Source organism: Streptococcus suis, from assembly GCF_046032535.1.
In the GTDB taxonomy this organism is placed as follows: domain Bacteria; phylum Bacillota; class Bacilli; order Lactobacillales; family Streptococcaceae; genus Streptococcus; species Streptococcus suis_AK.
Genome location: NZ_JARQPL010000006.1, coordinates 61365 through 83133 on the forward strand (window position 1 = coordinate 61365; position 21769 = coordinate 83133).

Annotated in this window: 17 protein-coding genes; 1 reads left to right on the top strand and 16 read right to left on the bottom strand. The window is 40.6% G+C overall.

The features are described from left to right. Positions 1-17: 17 nt before the first annotated feature. From pnp to P7J58_RS03435, 14 genes are all read right to left on the bottom strand, one after another. A complete protein-coding gene (pnp, locus tag P7J58_RS03370) occupies positions 18-2252 on the bottom strand; it encodes a polyribonucleotide nucleotidyltransferase (RefSeq protein WP_408555692.1) in 2235 nt (744 codons plus the stop codon). 227 nt (positions 2253-2479) lie between these two features. Then, entirely contained in the window at positions 2480-2941 is a 462-nt protein-coding gene (locus P7J58_RS03375) for a hypothetical protein (protein ID WP_408555693.1), read from the bottom strand. A 5-nt stretch (positions 2942-2946) separates the two neighbouring features. Continuing rightward, positions 2947-3708 (bottom strand): MurR/RpiR family transcriptional regulator, encoded by a 762-nt coding sequence (locus tag P7J58_RS03380; protein ID WP_408555694.1) that lies wholly within the window; start codon positions 3706-3708, stop codon positions 2947-2949. Positions 3709-3898: 190 nt separating this feature from the next. Next, positions 3899-5239 (bottom strand): 6-phospho-alpha-glucosidase, encoded by a 1341-nt coding sequence (locus P7J58_RS03385; protein WP_172014117.1) that lies wholly within the window; start codon positions 5237-5239, stop codon positions 3899-3901. Positions 5240-5255: 16 nt separating this feature from the next. Then, positions 5256-6848, bottom strand: coding sequence for an alpha-glucoside-specific PTS transporter subunit IIBC (locus tag P7J58_RS03390; protein WP_408555695.1), 1593 nt, complete (start codon positions 6846-6848; stop codon positions 5256-5258). Between the two features lie 769 nt (positions 6849-7617). Then, positions 7618-7887 (bottom strand): 30S ribosomal protein S15, encoded by a 270-nt coding sequence (rpsO, locus tag P7J58_RS03395; protein ID WP_408555696.1) that lies wholly within the window; start codon positions 7885-7887, stop codon positions 7618-7620. Positions 7888-8087: 200 nt separating this feature from the next. Next, positions 8088-9365 carry a uracil-xanthine permease family protein gene (locus tag P7J58_RS03400; RefSeq protein WP_408555697.1) on the bottom strand — a complete coding sequence of 426 codons (1278 nt, stop codon included), beginning with the start codon at positions 9363-9365 and terminating at the stop codon, positions 8088-8090. 243 nt (positions 9366-9608) lie between these two features. Continuing rightward, positions 9609-11504 carry a DUF262 domain-containing protein gene (locus P7J58_RS03405; RefSeq protein ID WP_408555698.1) on the bottom strand — a complete coding sequence of 632 codons (1896 nt, stop codon included), beginning with the start codon at positions 11502-11504 and terminating at the stop codon, positions 9609-9611. Further along, positions 11501-12790, bottom strand: a complete 1290-nt coding sequence (locus P7J58_RS03410; RefSeq protein WP_408555699.1) for a DUF262 domain-containing protein — start codon at positions 12788-12790, stop codon at positions 11501-11503. Before P7J58_RS03410 ends, P7J58_RS03405 begins: the two co-directional genes overlap by 4 nt. 377 nt (positions 12791-13167) lie before the next feature. Next, positions 13168-14118, bottom strand: a complete 951-nt coding sequence (locus P7J58_RS03415; RefSeq protein ID WP_408555700.1) for a helix-turn-helix transcriptional regulator — start codon at positions 14116-14118, stop codon at positions 13168-13170. Positions 14119-14151: 33 nt separating this feature from the next. Beyond that, positions 14152-14682, bottom strand: a complete 531-nt coding sequence (locus P7J58_RS03420; protein ID WP_408555701.1) for a hypothetical protein — start codon at positions 14680-14682, stop codon at positions 14152-14154. Positions 14683-14698: 16 nt separating this feature from the next. Next, the gene (locus tag P7J58_RS03425) at positions 14699-16561 is read right to left on the bottom strand and encodes an AAA family ATPase (protein ID WP_408555702.1); all 1863 of its coding nucleotides are present in this window, start codon (positions 16559-16561) and stop codon (positions 14699-14701) included. A 258-nt stretch (positions 16562-16819) separates the two neighbouring features. Continuing rightward, the gene (locus tag P7J58_RS03430; RefSeq protein ID WP_172003938.1) at positions 16820-17329 is read right to left on the bottom strand and encodes a hypothetical protein; all 510 of its coding nucleotides are present in this window, start codon (positions 17327-17329) and stop codon (positions 16820-16822) included. Positions 17330-17738: 409 nt separating this feature from the next. Beyond that, positions 17739-19049 carry a nucleobase:cation symporter-2 family protein gene (locus tag P7J58_RS03435; protein WP_408555703.1) on the bottom strand — a complete coding sequence of 437 codons (1311 nt, stop codon included), beginning with the start codon at positions 19047-19049 and terminating at the stop codon, positions 17739-17741. Positions 19050-19266: 217 nt separating this feature from the next. Between P7J58_RS03435 and P7J58_RS03440 the strand changes: the two genes are divergently transcribed. Beyond that, positions 19267-19848: a xanthine phosphoribosyltransferase gene (locus P7J58_RS03440; RefSeq protein WP_408555704.1), complete on the top strand. Its 582-nt coding sequence runs from the start codon at positions 19267-19269 to the stop codon at positions 19846-19848. 42 nt (positions 19849-19890) lie between these two features. Here the strand turns inward: P7J58_RS03440 and P7J58_RS03445 are convergent, their stop codons facing one another. Continuing rightward, a complete protein-coding gene (locus tag P7J58_RS03445; protein WP_408555705.1) occupies positions 19891-20619 on the bottom strand; it encodes a pseudouridine synthase in 729 nt (242 codons plus the stop codon). Continuing rightward, on the bottom strand, positions 20610-21236 hold the full coding sequence (locus P7J58_RS03450) for a GNAT family N-acetyltransferase (protein WP_408555706.1): 627 nt from the start codon (positions 21234-21236) through the stop codon (positions 20610-20612). Before P7J58_RS03450 ends, P7J58_RS03445 begins: the two co-directional genes overlap by 10 nt. Between the last annotated feature and the right edge of the window lie 533 nt (positions 21237-21769).

The following is a 21769-nucleotide window of genomic DNA, read 5'->3' on the forward strand; positions in this document are numbered from 1 at the left end:
GAACTTGTCTACTCAGCTTATTTCTTTTCAACCTTGTGGAATTTGAATTCACCAAAGTTGTTATCTTTTTTCTCTTTGTGGTCTTTTTTGTCATGATCTTTGTGACGGCGTGGTCTGTCAGAACGCTCACGTTTTTCTGGCTCCACATAACCTTCTGGTTTTGGAAGAAGAGCCTTCATAGAAGCGTCAATACGTCCTTTATCATCAATCTTGATGACTTTAACATCGACAATATCGCCGATTTCAACTAGGTCTTCTGGTTTATTGACACGAGTCCAAGCCATTTCAGAAACGTGGACCAGGGCATCTGTCTTGTCAAAGAGGTTGACAAAGGCACCGAATTTCTCCAAACGGACAACTTTTGCTTGGAAGACTTCGTCCACTTTTGCTTCACGAACAAGACCTGCAATGATTTCCTTGGTCCGCTCAATCGCAGCACGATCTGGTGAGAAGATCGCCACAAGACCGTCTTCGTCAATATCGATTTTCACGCCAGTTTCTGCAATAATCTTATCGATGGTTTCGCCACCCTTACCGATGACAATCTTGATCTTATCTACATCAATCTTGATAGTGTCAATCTTCGGTGCAGTTGGTGCCAAGTCAGGACGAACTTCTGGGATCGTCGCTTCGATGACATCAAGGATTTCAAAACGTGCCTTCTTAGCTTGTGCCAAGGCTTCTTCCAAGATTTGTGGTGTGATACCGTCAATCTTGATGTCCATTTGAAGGGCTGTGATACCGTCACGGGTTCCCGCCACCTTAAAGTCCATGTCGCCGAAGTGGTCCTCAAGACCTTGAATGTCGGTCAAGACGGTGTAATTGGTGCCGTCTGAAATCAGACCCATGGCGATCCCTGCAACTGGTGCCTTGATTGGTACACCACCTGCCATGAGGGCAAGGGTACCAGCTGTAATAGAAGCCTGTGATGAAGAACCGTTTGATTCCAAAACTTCTGCTACCAAGCGGATAGCGTAAGGGAAGTCTTCCAAGCTCGGCAAGACTTGCTCAAGAGCACGCTCACCAAGGGCACCGTGACCAATCTCACGACGACCTGGTGCACCGTAACGACCAGTTGAGCCAACTGAATATTGTGGGAAATTGTAGTGGTGCAAGAAGCGTTTCTTGTACTCGTCGTCCAATCCGTCGATGATTTGGGTTTCACCCATTGGAGCCAAGGTCAAGACAGAAAGAGCTTGCGTTTGACCACGGGTAAAGAGACCTGAACCATGAACGTTTGGTAAGAAGTCTACTTCTGCGTCCAGCGGACGAATCTCATCCACACGGCGACCGTCTGGGCGGACCTTGTCTTCTGTAATCAAACGACGAACTTCTGCGTGCTCCATGAGTTCCAAGATTTCATGGACATCCCGCATGATGCGGTCGAATTCTTCATGTTCAGCATATTTTTCTTCGTAGGCTGCGATGACGGTCTCACGTACGGCATTGGTCGCATCTTCACGGGCCAATTTTTCTTCTACCTGCACCGCTTTTTTCAAATCGTCATTGTAAGCTGCGACAATCTCAGCCTGCAATTCTGGGTCCACTTGAAGAAGCTCCACATCTGCTTTTTCCTTGCCGACTGCTACCACGATTTGATTTTGGAAGTCAAGGAGTTCTTGAATAGCTGCATGACCTTTGAGGAGTGCCTCCAACATAATGTCTTCTGACAATTCTTTAGCGCCAGACTCTACCATGTTGATGGCGTCCTTGTTACCAGCTACTGTCAAGTCAAGGAGAGACTCTTCCATTTGATCCTTGTCAGGGTTGATGATGAGTTCACCATTGACATAACCAACCTGCACACCTGCGATTGGGCCGTTGAATGGGATGTCTGAGATTGCCAATGCCAATGAAGAACCAAACATGGCTGCCATTGGAGCAGAGGCATCTGGATCGTAAGAAAGCACTGTGTTGATGACTTGTACTTCGTTACGGAAGCCTTCCGCAAACATTGGACGGATTGGACGGTCAATCAAACGAGCTGTCAAGGTCGCATCAGTTGACGGACGGCCTTCACGCTTCATCCAGCCACCCGGGAATTTTCCTGCGGCATACATTTTTTCTTCATAGTTGACTTGGAGCGGGAAGAAATCGCCCGTCGCCATTTTTTTAGACATAACTGCCGCTGTAAGGACTGTCGAGTCGCCATAGCGAACAACAACCGCACCGTTGGCTTGTTTGGCAACTTGACCGACCTCAACAACGAGCGGACGACCTGCAAAAGTCATTTCAAATGTTTGTTTGACCATTTGTATCTCCTAAGTATAATAAATATTCTCCAGAACATCAAAAGTAGACCTACAAGCTAGATCTTTTTGACTTCCAAGAGGATGACGTGTTTTCTACAAAGCTCAACCTAGGACACACCCAGACTCAACTTTGCACAAAACCACGTATCTTGTTTATTTTATCATATTTTCAGGTAAAAGAAAAAGCCTAGAAACAGCTTTTTCAAAAATATCGATGATTCACCCGACTAACCGATCATTCCAGACAAACGATAGAGTAAAAAGAGGCTAAATAAGGCGATTAACACTAACGTAGCAGTGACAAACCAAGCAGAAGCAGAAACAGCTCTCCTCTTGATGGTTCTTCTATATCCTGCTGCCCGTACATAAACGAAGAGAAAGAGGGCACCTAATAGATTTTGAGTACAAATCTGCTGAAGCAATAACCCATACAAGATGACTGCTTTACTAGCATCATTTAAGACGCTATCCTCCAAGCGATAGAAAATCAAGAGATTTATCCCTGTCATCATGGCGATAAAGAGAGCAATCGCAGCCCCAGCATGTCCTGTCAAGATCGCTTGAAAACCTTGACCAGTCATCAACATGAGACTGTAAAGATACATCAAAATCGCTAGGATAAAGACTATCCAGTAGCCAATCAAACATTTACGGTGCAGCGTGACATTTGAAAAATATTTTTTCAACATATATGTTACCTACTAAAGATATATTCAATCCATTTTCTAGACATGTAATCCAAGGCAACGGAGAGAGACAGTAGAGACTCAAAGGGATGGTTTGGGGCCAGAAAGACTGTTGAAGTCTGATAATGCAGCGCATAATCCGAATGCTGAGCCATGAAATTTTCTCCCAATCGAGTGACTGAAATGACGGGAATTTGCCGCAATTCAAGAGATAATAAATTGTCCTTCATTCGAGGCGTCTCACCGCTCAGAGATGCAACTAAGACCAAATCACTTTGAGTGATAATCGGCATGCTCATATCCAACTCTGTCTTATTGGGAATGACAATTACTTTCTTTCCCATCGGTAGCAGCACCTTAGAAAATTCATCCAAGGCCTTGCGCTGGGAAAAACCCGTCCCATAAGCATAGATGGTCTGAGCATTTTGCAGAGCTTCAATGATGTCCGACCAGTCTACCTGCTCCATAATCTCCAAGGTACGTAAGATATCCGTTGCCTGAATAGAAACAACATCTACCCCCCCCCCTCCTGAATTTTCAGCACTAGAGGCGCGAGCCATCCGAAGATTATACTTGAACTCAGAATAGCCTGAAAAACCAAGTTTTTTCACCAAGCGTAAAACGGTAGATTTGGAAGTATAGGTAGCATCTGCTAAATCCGTAATACTGAGGTCACGCAGGGCTTCCTTGTTATTTAGCATATACTTCACAATCTGCCTATCCAAATCTCCAAACGATTTCTGGTGCTTGGCAACAAGTTTTTCAAGCATTCTACTACCTCCATGTACGGTTTTCTACTATATGTTGCTAAACCTTATTTTTTTATAATAGTAATAGTATAGCAAATTCTAACCAATTACACTAGGCAAAAAACAAGCAATGTAGAAAATAAGCTGAAAACAAGAGAGTAAGCGACCTCATCCCCTACTCTCTGTCTATCAGGATTGTTCCCATGAACATTTAACGCAATTCTGGCCAAAATTCCTTGTTTGCTTCAATCAAGTCATCCAATAGTTCCTTGGCAATACGCGCATTTGGAACGATTTTAGAAAGAGCAAGAGCTTGCCATAATTTTTGGTAAGAACCTTCTTCCCATGCTTCAACGACCAATTTTTCAACAGCCACCTGTTGCTCCATCAAGCCTTTTTGGAAACGTGGGATTTCGCCTTGGGTCAATGGCTCTGGACCGTTACTGCCGACGATACACGGTACTTCTACCATGGCAGTTTCATCAAAGTTTGAGATAGCACCATTGTTTTCTACAATAAGCAACATTCTTTCGTGAGTATTGTAAGCAATCGCGCGTGCCAAGTCGACAATGTAGCTTGCGTGTTCGTCCACTTCTAAGGTTGTTCCTTCTGAACTTCCATTTTCAGCGATGCGACGGCACTCACCAAAGACATGTTTTTCACGTCCAGCCATTACTTCATTGGCACGAGTATATTCTGGATTTGCATGAGCCACCTCGTCTTGTGAGTAGAAATAGTATTTCAAATAGGTATTTGGCAAGGTAGAGGGATCGACCGCATAGACTTCCCTTGCTTTTGCAAAAGTGTGCATCCAGCTTGGGTCTGTATGTTGAGACTCGTTCTCACCAATTTCTTCCTTGAGAGAGTACCCATACTTGGCAACATGTTCCTTGATTTGTGGCATGAGGTCATTGCCTTCGTGGTCACGAATATCCGTCCACCAGCCAAAGTGATTGAGACCATAGTAGCGTACTTCCATATCTTTTCGAGAAGAAAGCCCAATTGCACGTGCCATCCGTTCCTCGATTCCAACTGGCATATCGCAGATGTTGATAATTTTAGATGTTGGGCGCAATTTGCGGGTTGCTTCTGCTACAATTGCTGCTGGATTGGAATAGTTCAACATCCAAGCATTTGGGGAGTATTTTTCCATGTAATCAACCAGCTCAAGAACGCCTCCAATCGAACGCATACCATAGGCAATTCCACCAGGACCACAAGTTTCCTGACCAATGACGCCATACTTCAACGGAATTTTTTCATCTTTTTCACGCATTGCATAAAGTCCAACACGGATATGAGCCATCACAAAGTCTACATCTGTAAATGCCTCTTCTGGGTCTGTTGTTGCAACAAAACGGATCTCTGGTGCTTTTTCCTTCAAGATGATTTCACAGGCATCTGCAATGACTTGTTGGCGTGATTCCAAATTGTCATAGAACTTAATTTGACGGATTGGGAATTTGTCTAAATTCTCCAACAACATCAAAACGATTCCCGGTGTGAAGGTACTTCCTCCACCTGCAATAACGATTGAAAATTTCTTACTCATTGTCCTTCTCCTCTAGTTAGTATTCTTGATAATTCATTAAGTTTTCAAATTCTTGACGAACTTGCGGTACATCTAAGCCGACAATAATTTGTAAAGCATTGTCCTTCTTAACAAGACCGTGCGCTCCGATAGATTTAAAGACTGCATCGTCTTCGACTAGGCTGACATCGGCTACAGTCAAGCGTAAGCGCGTTGCACAGTTGGTCACTTTTGTGACATTGTCAGCTCCACCGACTGCTTCTAAGTAGCCTGCCGCTTGGATACGGAAATTTTCTTTAGCAGAATTTGGTTTGCCTCCTGCTTGTTTTTCCTTATAATCTTTCTTAGAATACAACTTGATATTCGCTTCTTTGTCAATATTACGACCAGGCGTCATAATGTTGAATTTCAAAATCAAGAAACGGAAAACGACAAACCAGATAAAGGTAAAGAGTAGACCGATAGCAAGGTGGGCAAAAACAGTGCCTGAATGATTCGCAAAGGTTGGAATCCAGTTTTTCGCCAAGAGGTCAATCAAACCACCACCCATATCTCCAACCACTCCAAAAGTGTAAAGAGTAGCTGCTAACGTTGCTGCCAAGAGTGAGTGCACCACAAACAAAGGTGGAGAAAGGAATAAGAAGGTAAATTCAAGCGGCTCGGTAATCCCTGCAACAACAGCTGTCAAGGTTACAGGAATTAAGATAGACAACACCTTCTTGCGATTTTCTGGACGAGCAGTGAAGTAGAATGCTGCCGCAATCCCTGGCGCTCCAAAGATTTTTGAATTTCCATGCAGGGCAAATCCACCTTCTGGGAATAGCGATTTGAGCGATTCTGTTGATTGAGAAAATTCAGTTAAGTGAGCAAACCAGTAATGAGTGATTCCACCTTCGACAACGGCTGGACCATAGACGAACGGTGTATAAACAAAGTGGTGCAAACCTGTTGGAATTAAAATCCGTTCCAAGAAGGTATAAATCCAAACACCAACTACACCAGATGTCGCCAACAAACTTTGCATTGAGCTGATACCAAACTGAACTTTTGGCCAGATGAGGCAGAGCAAGAAGGCAACTGGTAACATCACAAAGAAACCTAAAATCACAACGAAGGATGAACCTTGGAAAATTCCCAAGAAATCTGGTAATTTGGTTTCAAAATAGCGATTGTGTAAGTAAACAACAATGGCTGACAACAGGATGGCCCCAATAATCCCTGTATCTAATGTCTTGATACCAGCAATCAACTTCAAACCGCTGATACCACCAGGATCTTGGGTAAAGTCAACACCGAATGTTCCACCAAAGAGGGTCAACATGGTATTGATAAAATAATTGGCTGTCAAATAAGTTACTACCGCTTCCATGACAGCACGTGCATTGGACATCTTTGCTAGACCAATCGGCAAGCCAATCACGAATAGCAGTTCCATATTATTGAAAACAGTCCAAGAACCATTTTCAATAATTTTCCAAAAGTTGAACCACATCGTGCCTTCTTTGGCAATATCGCCTACCAGTAGGGGATTGGTCGCCACAATCGCAAGCGATACCATCAACCCTGCGAATGAGAACAAGAGCACTGGAGTAAACATTGCGCCACCAAAGCGCTGAATCTTCTCCATCATATTTTTTACCTCCATAGTTTTCTGTCGAGCTCGAAACAGATATCTTGCATTTGCATTCTCATTATGTCAGAAATTGGGAACCTTTTCAATATCTTATTCCCCTTTAGAACCCCTACAGCAACAAGGAAACTCCGTTTCAGCTTCCGAGAAAATTCCCATGTGTTGGCGGTCTGAGGTTGGTATTCAAGAAAAAATACGCCGAGATTCATCTCCATAATAGAGTAAGGGCTAATTTCTAGCCCCTCTCACACCACCGTGCGTGCCGTTCGGCACACGGCGGTTCAATTAACTTTTAACGCATGTTGTTCTAAGTAGTAATCTAAGCAAGAAACCAGTCCGCGTTTGACGAGGACTAGTTTTGATATAGCTCGTTTTAGCACTGACTTTTATGCTACCAATGCCCTCGGCTGACTTCTCATGATTCGTTGTTACTACGTCTGGGACGTTCATGAGACCTCACGGGATAAGTCATACATCTTTCCTCGTTTACTCTCGTGATTTACGCATGTAGGTTACGACTACCTTTTTGGACTTTAGAGTTTGTTGCCTCCTCATCCACTACATACGCCTTGATATCACGTTTCTGTTCGTAGAGCCACGATTTCGCTATCCCTTCCTCTCCCCGCTACCTCACGATAGTCAGGCTTGGAAGTTGCTTTTGGGTTCACCGGTAGCGGGTGCCCACAGAGGACTTTCACCTTAGATATACGACATGCCCGTCGTACTACAAAAAAGCCCTCCCGATTGGGAGGGCTTGGATTCCACCAAATTAACGACGAAGTCTTAATGAATGGATCAATTCGCGGTAACGGTTAACGTCTGTCTTACGCAAGTAAGCCAACAAGTTACGACGGCGACCGATTTTTTTCATCAAACCACGGTATGTTGCGTGGTCTTTTTTGTGTTGTTTGATGTGGTCGTTAAGGTGGTTGATTTCCCAAGTAAGTACTGCTACTTGTACTTCAACTGAACCTGTGTCGCCTTCATGACGAGCATATTGTGCCATGATTTCATTTTTTTTCTCTTTTGAGATTGCCATGATATGTTCTCCTTTGTTTTGAGCCTAATCCGAGTGACAGGTTGGCGACCTGTAACCAAGAAAAAGCTAGATTTGTCCTTTTTGGACCTCATTTATTCTATCAAGGAATAGCTCTTTTGTCAACTGATTTGAGAAATAGCTGAGCTGCTCTGCTATTTTCAAAAAAAGCCAGCTGAAGCTGACTTTCAATTATTTCTTTATTACTCTGCCTTTTCTGCTTTTGGCAAGATAAGATTGAGGATAATACCTACAATGGCTGAGAGGGCTGTTCCTGAGAGGGTAATGGCACCGATGTTGAGAACTGCTCCACCAAGACCCAATACTAGCATCGAACTTGCAATAATCAGGTTACGGACTTGACCGAAATCAACACGGCTTTCAATCAAAACTTTCAAACCGTTTGAGGCGATAACCCCGTAAAGTAAGATCGACATACCACCAAGTACAGCACTTGGAATAGTTGAGATAAGGGCTGTAAATTTACCCAAGAATGAGAAGGCAATGGCAATTAGGGCTGCGTTACGGATAACGGATACTGATGCGATGCGAGTCATACCGATAACCCCTGTGTTCTCACCGTAGGTGGTATTGGCAGGTCCGCCGATAAAGGCAGATACAGCAGTCGCCACACCATCACCAATCAAGGTACGGCTGAGACCTGGATCTTTCAAGAACTGGCGACCACAGATTTGGCTGAGAACAGTGTGGTCACCGATATGCTCAGCTACTGTTACAACAGCAATTGGTAAGATAGCAATCATTTCTGGACCGAAGTAGAAATTGTACGACTTGAAGGCACCTGTTTCAAATGGTAGGTAGAAACCTGGTAATTCAAACCAAGCCGCTTCCAGAACGGGTGTAAAGTCAACCAGGCCAAGGAAGATGGCAATCACATAACCACCGATAATGGCAATCAAGAAAGGAACAATCTTGGCGAAGCCTTTCCCTTTGGTATTGACAAAAGCCGCAATCAAGAAGGTTGCAATCGCCACGACGACATTTTTCCAATCACCGTCTGCGACAAAGCCTGCCGAAGTCACGGCAGAGTTGGCAAGACCCAGACCGATGACGATAATCATCGGACCTATAACAATAGGTGGCAAGAGGCTGTCAATCCACTTAGTACCGATAACTTTGACAAGTGCAGCGATCAGTACATAAATCAAGCCGACGAAGAGAATACCAGTCTGAGCTGCCGACACATCGCCACCCATTTCCTTGATAGCAAGGGCCATAGCAGAGATGTAGGCAAAGGATGAACCCAAGTAAACTGGAACTTTAAACTGGGTTGCCACTTGGTAAATCAAGGTCCCGACACCTGATGCGAAGAGGGCGACGGACACGGGCATACCGAGAATCAGCGGCACCAAAATCGTTGCACCAAACATAGCGAACACATGCTGGAAACTCAACAAAATCCCTTGAAGCGGTGCTGGTTTCTCATGGACATCAAACAAAAGATCGGCTTTTGTATTCATAAATCTCCCATTCTGGGTACACAAAAAGACCCAGACTTTCTAAATATACATAGTCATAGGCCCTTAATTGATTTTTCCTGTTGTCTTTCTCACCTCACGGGATGAGTTTAAAAACCTACGCTTTTGGTATTGTAACACAAAGCCTCGGTTTTTTGCAAGGAATTTTGTAAATTTTTATTTTTCTTAGAGAGAAGACAAGCAAACCTAGGGGGAATAAACTGAAAATAAAAACTTCCGAACAGATCAAATGTTTTTCGTACAATCTATAAATTCCTTAACTAACATTAAGATCTTATCTTCATGCCCTCTGATTACCTCACTATTCCAATTGTCGTCAGAATTTCCAGTAAGCTTTGCCATCCATTGCAGTTTTAGACTTTGGTTTCCAAATATCTTTTCCCATTGGCTATACTTGGCCTGAGGTCTAGAGTTCCCAAACTTCGAATTTTGACTGTCCGTGATAATACAAAGGTTTCCGAAAGAATGAAGCAGACTATCAGACATTCTTACCATCCCACTATCTTCAAAATTTGGATTCTGAGGATACCAATGTTCAACGGAACGACGATAAGTGAATCTAAAATTCCTTGAATCAAAAAAGTACTCCTGTAGATTATTTTGATTTTTCCATAAGACATAATCAACAAAATTGAAAGCATAGATAGGCATATTAGGGTAGCATCTAAATTTTTGTCCATCTTCTGTAAATAACCGACCTTCAGCATATCGAACTGCCAACGCTTCTAGAAAATTTACAAACTGGTGTCCAAATGCCTCATCTTGCAAATGCTCAACATTCTCGAATAGATAGACCAAAGTCTCATATAGCCAACGACTATCTCGATTTGATGTAAAGGTCACTGCAAACATAGACTGAAGCATAATAATGGTATCATTCACTGCCTTATCTGGAAAAGTATTATTCTCGAAATGTTCTTCTACAAAGTAATCTGTATTTTTCCGATTGTCTCTTTGATACTCATAGTAAGTACCTTTGCTAAGAAACCAGTCGTTTTTTGACCGCCTTGCTGTATCTTCGCTTGCATTTCTAATGACATAGTTATCAAATAGGTGTCTGATGCTTAATAAAGTTTCCGAGAAGTAAATGACCCAATCCCTTCCTTTTTCACTTACCGTAAAGACATCAAGTAGTTTCTTATCATCTAATTGAACATCTTGTGGGGAAATATTTTCAATAATAGAAACAGTATACAAGAGTAGTGTTTCAAAGTTAATAACGGTTGTATATTTTCCAGTTTCTTTGTCGTCTACGATGTCATCAAATACCAATGAACTTGAATCTTCTAGCGTATCCAATATACTTTTTTTTGAACAATTTGTGTTATCAACAAATTGATAGATATTGGCTAATTTGTAATTTGAAAAATGCCAACCAAAAATGTTTTCTCTTTCTTTAAACGTTTCCTTTCTTTTCTTTCTCATTTGAAATGATTTAACTACCGGATTCTCGAAGTCTGCACAGGCATCCCAAATTTTAGCAAACTTAGCAGCTTCTTTATCATCAAGCTTCGCCATCAATTGAGCCTTAATAATTTCATGAGCTTCCAATTGCTCTCCTCTTGAATTAAACCGCTCAAAATAAAGATTCAAATCTAAGTCAGTAGGTAGCATATTTCTAAAAATGATGACGTGTTGAAAGAGGTACTCAGCATATACCGTCACTTCCATTTTAAACTGTTCGAACAGAATTTTATTTAGTGCTAATTTGGTGTTTTGGTAACCTCTAGTAATCTCGTCCATATTCTCAAATTCAGCACTACTATTTTCAAATAACTGCTGCAAAGATGCATTGGACTGCTTACGCGCTTCAAAATTTAAGAGTTTCAAGTCAGGAATCTGAATGTGATACTCATTTCTCAAAACCAATGCTAACAGAGTCAAAGCTGTTGTTCTCTGTTGTCCATCAATAATGTGGTACATATTTCTTTTTTGATGAACAACCAGTGTTCCGATATAATAATCAGGACGTTTTTCACGTTCGTTGTAGGCATCTGCTATGTCAATAAGCAATTGCTCAATCTCATCATATGTCCATGAAAAATTTCGCTGATAAAGAGGAACAATGTATTCATCTTCAGTCAGAAGTTTTGTAACTGTCAAAGTAGCTGTCTTAGTCATTTATTAAGCTCCTCTTCTTCAAGAATTTTCTCCAAGGTAAAATGTTCAAATTGATCACGATTGATTTTCTGCAAAAAATCGCTTGGTGTACTAGCATGATGTAATAGCTGAAATAATTTTTGAACTGTACGCCGTTGAAAAATTCCACCCGCAGCATAATTGGCTAAAGTGCTATCATAAATGGCACGCGCTTTTATACGTGGATAATAGGCCCATATAAAAATTGTTTCAACAATATCTTTATCTAAAGCTCCCTGACCAAATCTGTCCACAAAAAGCAATACTAGATTATCGAATAAATTACGATTCCGGTTATAGCGTTGTTTAGTAGAATGTAAAATCTTTAGCATTTTGGAATCTAGACCGAGATTTTCAAACCAAGTCTCTCTATTTTGAATCATTTTATGTGACTGATTAATATAAAAGAAAAAGTACTCTCCATCAATAATTGGCATCGTTAAAGAAATAGGATAATCAATATTTTGTTCTTTTAATAGTCTAAAGAGATTCAAATAAGGGTAATCGTTATGATGTAAACCGACACCTTTAAAATCATCGATAAAATCTTCTGTAAAGCGAAGGTATGAACCCTGACGACGTTTGGTCAACCCAGTTTCACCAATTGACCACCGTCGCACTCTAAAAAGATATTGGTTAAATAAATCTTTTAAATTGACCTTTTCGTCTGTAACAATTTTTTCCCAATTTTCGATCAAATCTTCACTGATTTCAGAGGCATTTCTCAAATGATAGGCTTTAAGCAGGTCGTGTGGCTCTAAAGCTTTTCCCCGATTATTTTGAGAATCAAAAAGTTGGAAAGCTTCAGATAATCGATTATGTGGCATTGTAATAACAGCAATTTCACAATTTTTAAGAAGAAAGTCACATACTTTTTGCGCCTTTTCATCATCTAGGTCAATCAGTATTTTCCATTCTTCAAAATTTTCCTTAGCATGTTGACACGAAACCACGTCAAATTTTTGATTTAGTAATTGCTGGGCACCGATATAGTCGTTCAACCTCCCTAAAGCCTGTAAAAATAATGCAACAGAAATAGTACGCTGTTGTCCATCAACAATATCTAAAGTTTGTTTTTTATCGTGTAATATAAGAGAACCAACCTGATAGATGGCCTTTTTAGAGTCTATAACTTCTTTGACATCATAGAATAAGTGGCGAATGTGTTTACGTTGCCATTTATAAGGGCGTTGATAATTTGGGATATGGAGCCTGTTATCCTTCAAAAGTTCCTCTAACGTCATATGCCTCAAAGTAATATCAGTCATTCTGCTTATTCTCCTATTTTTTCTCTACACTTGCATTCGGAATCATTTTCGCATGCATTTCCGCGGCTGTTTTATCATAAAATGGAGACTGGGCTCAAGCCCAGCACCACTTCTCAGAGTTCATGTCAACATCTCAGCGCAGTGGTTGATTGGCAGATTTGTTCGTGTATTACACTCCAAATCTGACCTAATCAACTGTGCGGGGGTGGGAAGACGAACTCTTTTTAAACCGGTCGAGTTCTTTCCCGCTCCCATTCCCAAATTGATCGACTACAATCCATTCTTGCATTTACTTCTCCTCCTTTCAATTAAGAGTTCAATATTTATTTGATACATCCATTCTAATACATAGAATGGACAAATAGCGTCCTATCCCTCTATATTTTATAGTTTTCTTGCATATTTTTGAGAAAATGTTTCATATCTTCTACAAGCGAACTCGGAGAAAGCACAGTTAGGGCATTAGCCTGACTCAACAACCAACGTTTTAAGCCTGGTGTGTCTTGACTGACAAATTCAATCACATTGCCTTCTGAGCTTGTTTCGATAATCTTTGCTGTCGGAAATTGATCCAAGACAATGGTTGGATCATAGCTAAATCTGACTCTTATGGTTAGTTCCCGTCCCATAAAAGAATCCACGCGCTTATTCCGTACTTCACCGTCTCGAAACTTTTTGCCATAAGAAATATCCGGTTTCTTCTCAGTCGAAACTTTCCACTCTAAAATCCGATCTAACTTTAAAGTCATATAGGAAGAATGTTTTAGATTATAAGCTACAAGGTAAAAGTAATGACTATCGTAATAGAGTGACACAGGAAAAACCGTGTGTTTCTTTTCTACATTGTAGGGAGATTGGTAGCGAATATCTAATACCAACTCCTTACGAATGGCCTCCGACCATTCCCAAATCTTATCAATCCTGTTTTGAGTATCTGAAAGCGGGGCATAGTTTAAGAGTTCACTGGCGATAATGGCTACAATTTCTTTCTGCTCATCTTTCGATACTAGTGCCAATAAACTATCTAAAACAGCCTTATTTTCTTCAGTATTCAAAGCCCGATTTTCTAGCAAAATTTTAGAAATGGTCAGAATGTCCTTTTTGTTAAAAAGAGACTTCCCTTTTAAAAAGCGAGTATGATGCTTGGGATCATAGGCTAATTCTGCTGCAATCATCGGCTGACTTTCGATAAATCCTCCTAGAAGAGCAAAATCTCTTTGAATAGTCTTCTCACTAACTCCAAATTCATCTGCCAATTGTGACTTTTTTAGATGTGCTCCTGATTGTAAACGTAAAAATATGGTAAGTAATCTTTCTTGGTCGTTCATAGAAACCTCAATTCTAAAAAGATTATAACACTCTTAGCAAGTCAAATTCAATAAATTTCCTTGGTAAAGAATCTTGCTCAATGCATCATTTGAATTATCAAACTCACAACCTGTTACCAGTAATTTTCCGCCTGTTTCTAGATAACTTTCCAAAATTCTTGCCAACTTCTTCTGAATCGCATCGGTACTATTATAAAATTCTTCAATATTTTCAATCATCACAACATCAAATTCTTCTAGAAAATGAACATTTTGTACTATTTCAATCGCTAGACTAACTCCAACTACTCGTTTCACTTTCCTATTCATCTCTCGATAGTAAAATTCTATGTGGTCAACAAAGCTCCTTCTGATGTGATCAACATCTGAAATAATATATAAAAGTTGTCCGATATAGCTCTTTGGGGGAATCCCCAAAAAATCACTCACTTCCCGATTGATACTGTCAAACGAACTTCTCACCTTAGTATCTGAGTCCAAATTTCTGTATAGCAAATCGATAAATATTTCTAAAATTTCCATATCGTTAAACACAGTGTTTTCCTTCAAGTCTTTGTTATTCATATGCATTTCCTTTCTTCTATCTTTGCACTCCAAAGCCTATTAACCGTTGAGTTGATTCCAACTCTGATAATTCTTGGAGGGCGTTTTTAATATCAGCTTCTATTACGACATTCATCTCTATTTCTTCTAAGGTCCGATTGCCTATCTTTTCCATCACCCGAGTCGCCTGTTGATACAAACTAACTTCTATTAGTTTACGAACATAACGACCATTGCCAAAACGTTCGTTTGTTCCAACTTTTGAAAAATGCGAACGCAATACCCTCTCACAACTAGATTCAAGAGAATACTCTTTTTTACTCAACATCATTCTAAAAATTTCGTACAGTTCGTCCACAGAGTAATCTTCAAAATGAATGATGTTTGAGATTCGAGATTGTAATCCTGGATTCGTGTCTATAAAATTGTGCATCAAATCTTTATAACCAGCAAAAATAACAACTATCTCATTACGACGATTTTCCATTTCTTGAATAATGGTTGGTATAGCTTCATTAGCAAAATCTCTTTCACTCTGTGGAATCAGACTGTAAGCTTCATCGATAAACAGTACACCACCACTTGCACTATCAAACACCTTTTTTATTTTTGGTGCTGTTTGGCCAACATATTCCCCAATAAGATCTGCTCTTCCCACCTCTACTATCTTGTTTTCTGCGATCAATCCATGTTCATACAGGATTTCTGTATAAAGACGAGCTACCTCTGTCTTACCCGTCCCGGGATTGCCTGTGAATAACAAGTGCCCATTACTTTCTTCAACATGATAGCCTCTTTCTTTCCTCAGTTTCGATAGTTTTTCAAAAGCAACTTGTTGTCTGATTAATTTTTTTACAGATTGAAGACCAATCATTTGATTCAGCCTCTTCTCAGCTTGGCCACATTTACTTTTAGATTGTTCCTTTTGCAAACTAAAGTGACCCAGATCCAGCAATCCATTTTCTTGACAATAATTGGTTGCCACCGCATATTCATGGATTCTCTGAACCATTCGTCGAATATCTTTTGCATTGATGAGATTTGAAGCCTTTTCTACATACTCCCTAACAATTTTCTTGTCTATACTAATTCGTCTTTTTGCTAATAGTTGAATAGCAATTTCAACCAGTTCGTCATTTGTATAAGGAGGAAACTCGATTCTATTTACATTATAGTATTCCTCCTGTAATTCCATTTCTATTTTTTTAGCTTCTTCAGTCGATTGAGCAATTAGAATACAAATATTATTCTCCTTCTTTGTATTGATAGTAGCGAAAAGCTCTAATTTAGGACGAGCTCTTGCTTTTAAATAGTCATAAACAACTGGAAATTGTTTTTCTTCAGTCTTAGGAAGAAAGTATTCGCTACAATGAGTATCAACTGCTTTCAAGTCGAACAATTGTTCTAAATATTGAAGGGCATATTTTCGTCCACTCCCCTTTTGACCGTTGAAAATTAAGAAAAATGGCTCTTTCGTATGCGACTCTAAAACGTTTGATTGATAGGCTAAATAGTTTATAAGATGCTGAATGCTATTTTTAAAGTCGCTGAGACCAATCATATTTTCTGACAACACATCTGCATTCGGAGTAAGACCTTGCTTATCTTCCTTTGATTGCTTCAATAAGAAATAACCAAATTCTCCCAAATTTTCACGCCCAACTTTTTCAATAAAATCATTCTCGTTTAGTGAAGAATAGCCATCTAAATAGACATCCACTTTCCAAAGTGACTGAACCTTTTTTGCTATTTCTCGTTTTGTATTTGCAGCTCCCGTTACAATAAATAAATCTTCTTTTTCCTTCAAAAAATACACCCAATTATTTTCTTGTGCGAAAGATTCACTCGGTCGCTCTAGTTGCTGTACTTCTCCCATTAGTTTTATGTGGTAATAATTCATTTTAATCCCCCTCTATTCTTACGTTCTTTATAGAAAGTATATAAAAATAGATGGACAGAATATGTCCACCTATGAATATTATCAAGCATAATTATTATTTCACCATACTTTATCTTCAATGCAACTTAGCTCAGAGGCAATACTACTGCTCAGAATTCCTTCAGTAAGACACAGACAGCACACTGTTCCGTTCATTCTCTCAATAGAAGAAGATCTGCATTAGATTTTCAAAAAATAAATATACCCAAACAAATCTCCCTACTCCACACTTTTAATCCGTTTCTTAATCTTCTGGCTAAACTCAATCATTCTCCGCTTTTCCTCCGGCCAGATTTTGGTCACGCGGTCAACAGCAATTATGAAGATGATTACCGCAGCATAGTCCTTGGCTTTTTCAATCAGACCAACACTTTCAGCAACTACTAAAAGTAGATAGAATGTGAATAAAATAGTTCGTTTGGGTAACGCCATCAAAAACTCAACCCCTGCCTTATAGCCCAGATAAATCTGTCGATTAAGTCCTTTGGCCTTTTCCAAACGACGATTGAGAAAGGCGCGAATCCGCTTGTAAAACCAATCCGAAGTTAGAAAAAGTGATTGAGCACCAATTACAATCAAAGAAACATTATTGGCATGTTCTTCCTTAAGCCCAAGCGCTCTAGTCACAACGTAGGTCCAATCACCATTATCAATACAGATAAAAATAGTAAAGTAAACAACCGCTCCCGCTACTATGACAAGGGGAAGGGCACGGATATATTTCAACATATAATAACCTCTCTTGGACAAATCTTAGAACCTATATTCATAAACAAAGTGTTCTTATGCAAGAAATCGTTTTTACTTATCAAGGTAATTTTTTGACTCTATCATCATTTAGTTTCACTTTATTGCTTCGACGAGTAAAAAGCTCCTGTGGCAGTTTTCGCCTACCACCTAATTTGTCAGGAATCTCCTTTCCTTATCTCCACCTTCAAACACTCCAATGGAAGCGATGAACTGTGAACACAGGTTCTTATATATATTGTAATATGTTATACCAAGTACGGTCAAGCAGGGGCTAGAATTTCAGATACGACAACTGTACACTCTTAGCATTTTTTACTTCCCAAAAAAAGAAGAAGACCACAGATGGATCTTCTTCTCTTTTCATCTAAGCAAACTAATAAAATAACTCTTATTTTTCCTCTTTTAACACCAGATTTAATACCAAGGCAGCCAGGGTCCCTGTTGAAATACCTGATGAGAAGACCATTTGAAGAGCCGACGGAAGATGACTTAATAATTCTGGACGAACGGTCACACCAATACCCAGTGCAAAGGCAATGGAAATAATCAAGAGCTCACGGTCACCGATTTTAACAGTTGCAAGTGTCTTAATCCCTTGGGCTGCAACCAAACCGAACATGATAATCCCAACACCACCAAGAACAGGCTGCGGCATGATGGAAATCAAGGCAGATAACTTCGGAAAGACACCGAGTAGGGTAAGAATAATACCCGCAATAATCATAACATGACGACTAGCAACTTTTGTCAAAGTAATGAGGCCAACGTTCTGTGAGAAGGCTGTATTTGGACCAGCACCAAACACACCGGCAATCAAGGAACCAACACCGTCTGCAAGAACACCGTTTGCTGCCCGCTCAGAAGAAATCTTTTGATTTGAGGCTTCTCCAATGGCCATCATAATTCCCACCGTACCAATCAAGGATACAACATAAGCTGGAATGAAGGCTAGAATAGAAGATAGGTCAAATTTTACACCATAATGGAAAATTTTAGGAAGAGCAAACCAGGCTGCTTCTCCAACAGCAGATAAATCAACTTTCCCAAGAAAAATACACAAGATGTAACCAAAAACCATCCCAAAGAAGACTGACGCTGTTTTCAGCATTCCTTTGCCATAATGATTTAAAGCCAAGGTGAAGACCAAGACGATAAAGGCAATACCGATATTTTCAACTGAAGCATAGTCTGAGGCGCCAGCTCCACCAGCTGCCCAGTCCATACTAACTGGCATCAGGGTAATACCAATGAGGGATACAACAGTTCCTGTAATCAATGGCGGAAAGAAGCGCATCAAGGGTTTGACAAAACGACTGAGAGCAATCTCTACAAATGAACCAGCAATGGTTGCTCCTACAATACCTGCAATCCCGAGCTGGCTACCAACACTGATGGCTGGGTTGGCAAAGGTAAAGTCCGTCCCCATCATACCAGAGACACGTGAACCTACTGGCCCAACACCTTTAGATTGCAAAATGGTAGCAATACCAGCAACAAAGATAGAGGCTGATACCATAATAGAAGTATCTTCTACCGATAATCCCAAGGCACTCGCAACGACAAGAGGTACTGCGATGATTCCTGCAAAAGCTGCTAAAATATGCTGAAAAGCAAGCAAAACAGCCATCCCTTTTGGTGGTTGTTCATCAATTCCGTAAAGCATCCCTGAGGAATGTTCATTTGTTATTTTCTGAGACATGATTTCTCCTTCATTATTCCTAAATAATGGTATTAGTCTATCAGAAAATACAATTATTTTCAATACATTTTGTCCTCATAGACTGATAATGTTCGGGTTTATCAGATGATTTCGTCAATATACACGATATTTCAACTCAAAAATTCGTTTATTGTTTTGAGTTTGACAAAAAAAATGCTATAATACACAAAAGTAGCATTTGGAGGAGAAGATAAACATGAAAGCTTTGGAAGCACGCATTTTAAAAGATGGTCAGGTATTAGGAGAAAATATCTTAAAAGTTGACTCATTCTTGACCCATCAGGTTGATTTTCGCTTGATGAAAGAAATGGGGCAGGTCTTGGCAGATGCCTATCGCTCTAAAGGAATTACCAAGGTTGTCACGATCGAAGCCTCGGGTATTGCACCAGCCGTCTATGTTGCAGAAAGCTTAGATGTGCCAATGATTTTTGCTAAAAAGCATAAAAATATTACTATGACCGAAGGCATTTTGACCGCAGAAGTCTATTCATTTACCAAGCAAGTCACCAGCACTGTCTCTATTGCTAGTAAGTTTTTGTCGCCTGAGGACCGTGTTCTAATCGTTGATGACTTTTTGGCCAATGGACAAGCAGCAAAAGGCTTGATTGACATTATCCAACAGGCCGAAGCTCAGGTAATTGGCGTTGGTATCATCATCGAGAAGTCCTTCCAAGACGGTCGCCAGCTCTTACTGGATGCAGGTGTCCCTGTTACTTCACTCGCTCGTATTGAAAAATTCCAAGATGGTCAGGTTGTTTTTGCAGCTGCGGATATTTAAAAGGACTTGCTTCCAATCGGGAGCAAGTCTCTTCTATTTTATCTATAATTCCACACCAAAGACTTCTAATTGCTTTAATTCGGCAGCTGTCAACCTGCGGTAGTCCCCCAAGGCTAAGCTGTCGTCCAATACCAAGGTCCCCATGGTCAATCGTTGCAAGTCTGTCACCGTCTTTCCACAGGCCTGCACCATGCGTTTGACCTGGTGAAATTTCCCTTCTCGGATGGTGATGTCAACGAGCGAGGTCTGCTCAGCTTCATCTGTAGAGAGGATGGTCAACTGGGCTGGCTGACAGGTAAAGTCTTTCAGTTCAATTCCTGCCGCAAATCGTTCGACATCCTCTTGGGTCATGATCCCGTCAACCTGGGCACGGTAGAGTTTATCAACATGTTTTTTCGGAGAAAGCATGGCATGAGCCAGCTGACCATTGTTGGTCAAGAGGAGCAAGCCATGGGTATCGATGTCCAAGCGCCCAACAGGAAAAACTTCCTTATGGCGAGCTGTATCGTCTAACAAGTCCAAGACAGTCCGATGGCGGTCATCCTCGGTTGCTGAAATAACTCCTTTGGGTTTGTTCAATACATAATAAACAAAGGTCTCATGGCTCAAGACCTGGCCTGCTACTGCAATCTGGTCCGTCTTTTCGTCAATTTGTTGCTTTGGGGACGTCTCTACTTGGCCGTTGACTGTGACTTGCTTGTTTTTCAGGAGTTTCTTGACTTCTGTCCGACTACCAACACCGCAATCCACTAAAAATTTATCTAATCGCATACGAGTTTCTTTTCCATTTTGATATATTCTGCTTGCTGTTCTCTTTCTGTAAATCCAAGAGCATGAAAGAGGGTTTGAGCTGCTTGATGAAAGGTGGCAACTGTCAGTTTGATACTAGCTGGCTGAACATGTTCTACTAAATAGTCTTCAATAGTCTGATAGAAAGCTCTGCCATTTCCCTGACCTGTCAAAGACGGTTTCATACCCAAACGAATGTCAACGGTCTCACCATCTTGGTCAATACAGAAATAGCCCATGAGGGCGGCATTGCGAATGACTGCAAAAAAGCGGTCCCCACGCGCCTCGGGTGAAATCATCTCAGCATAAGTCTCGGGGTTTGCACTAATCGTATAGGCATCCAAAGGTGGTTGATAGCGCCATTGGTTAGCAATTTCCAATGCCAGATCCTGGGGCAAGGGCATGATGTAAAAATAATCCATTCTTCGGAAATTTTTTGCCAAATTTTTAATCCGACGGTTTTGGGTGGCGTAATGATCTGTCTGATAAACATAATCCACATAGCCCAACTGATAGGAGGGAATCATGTCCTTAAAAATCAACTGGACATCCTCGGGAAAACGTAGTATTAATTCATTTAAGCGGTTGTTTTCTAACATAGGAATATTATACCAAAAGAGGCTGGGCTCAAGCCCAACGGCTACTACTCAGAGTTCGTGTCAACATCTCAGCGCAGTGGTTGATTGGCAGATTTGTTCGTGTTTCACACTCCAAATCTGACCTTACGACTGTTGCGAACAGAGTTCGCTTCATTTCCAACCTCAAAAGATTCACTGAACCTTTTGAGGTATGCAGGGGTGGGAGTAAAATAGTCCAGTGGACTATTTTAGCCCGAACCTACATGTTGGGAAGTGAGGGGAACTCTTTTCTACCATTTGTCAAGTTCATCAAGGTATTTGACGAAAAATATTTTGTGTCTCGTCATCCAAATAAGGAAATTGTTTTCTTTTGGACTAAAGTTACGTGTAAAAAAGAGTACACGAAATGAACACCTTATGTTGAAAATTTTTGATAAGGTGTTACAATAATATAGCATAAACAATCTTACTGATTTCGGGTAGAACGATAATCGTAAAGTTTGTTATGCGTTATGAGGTAATACATTGTCCGAATGAGACGATGTATGGAGGCA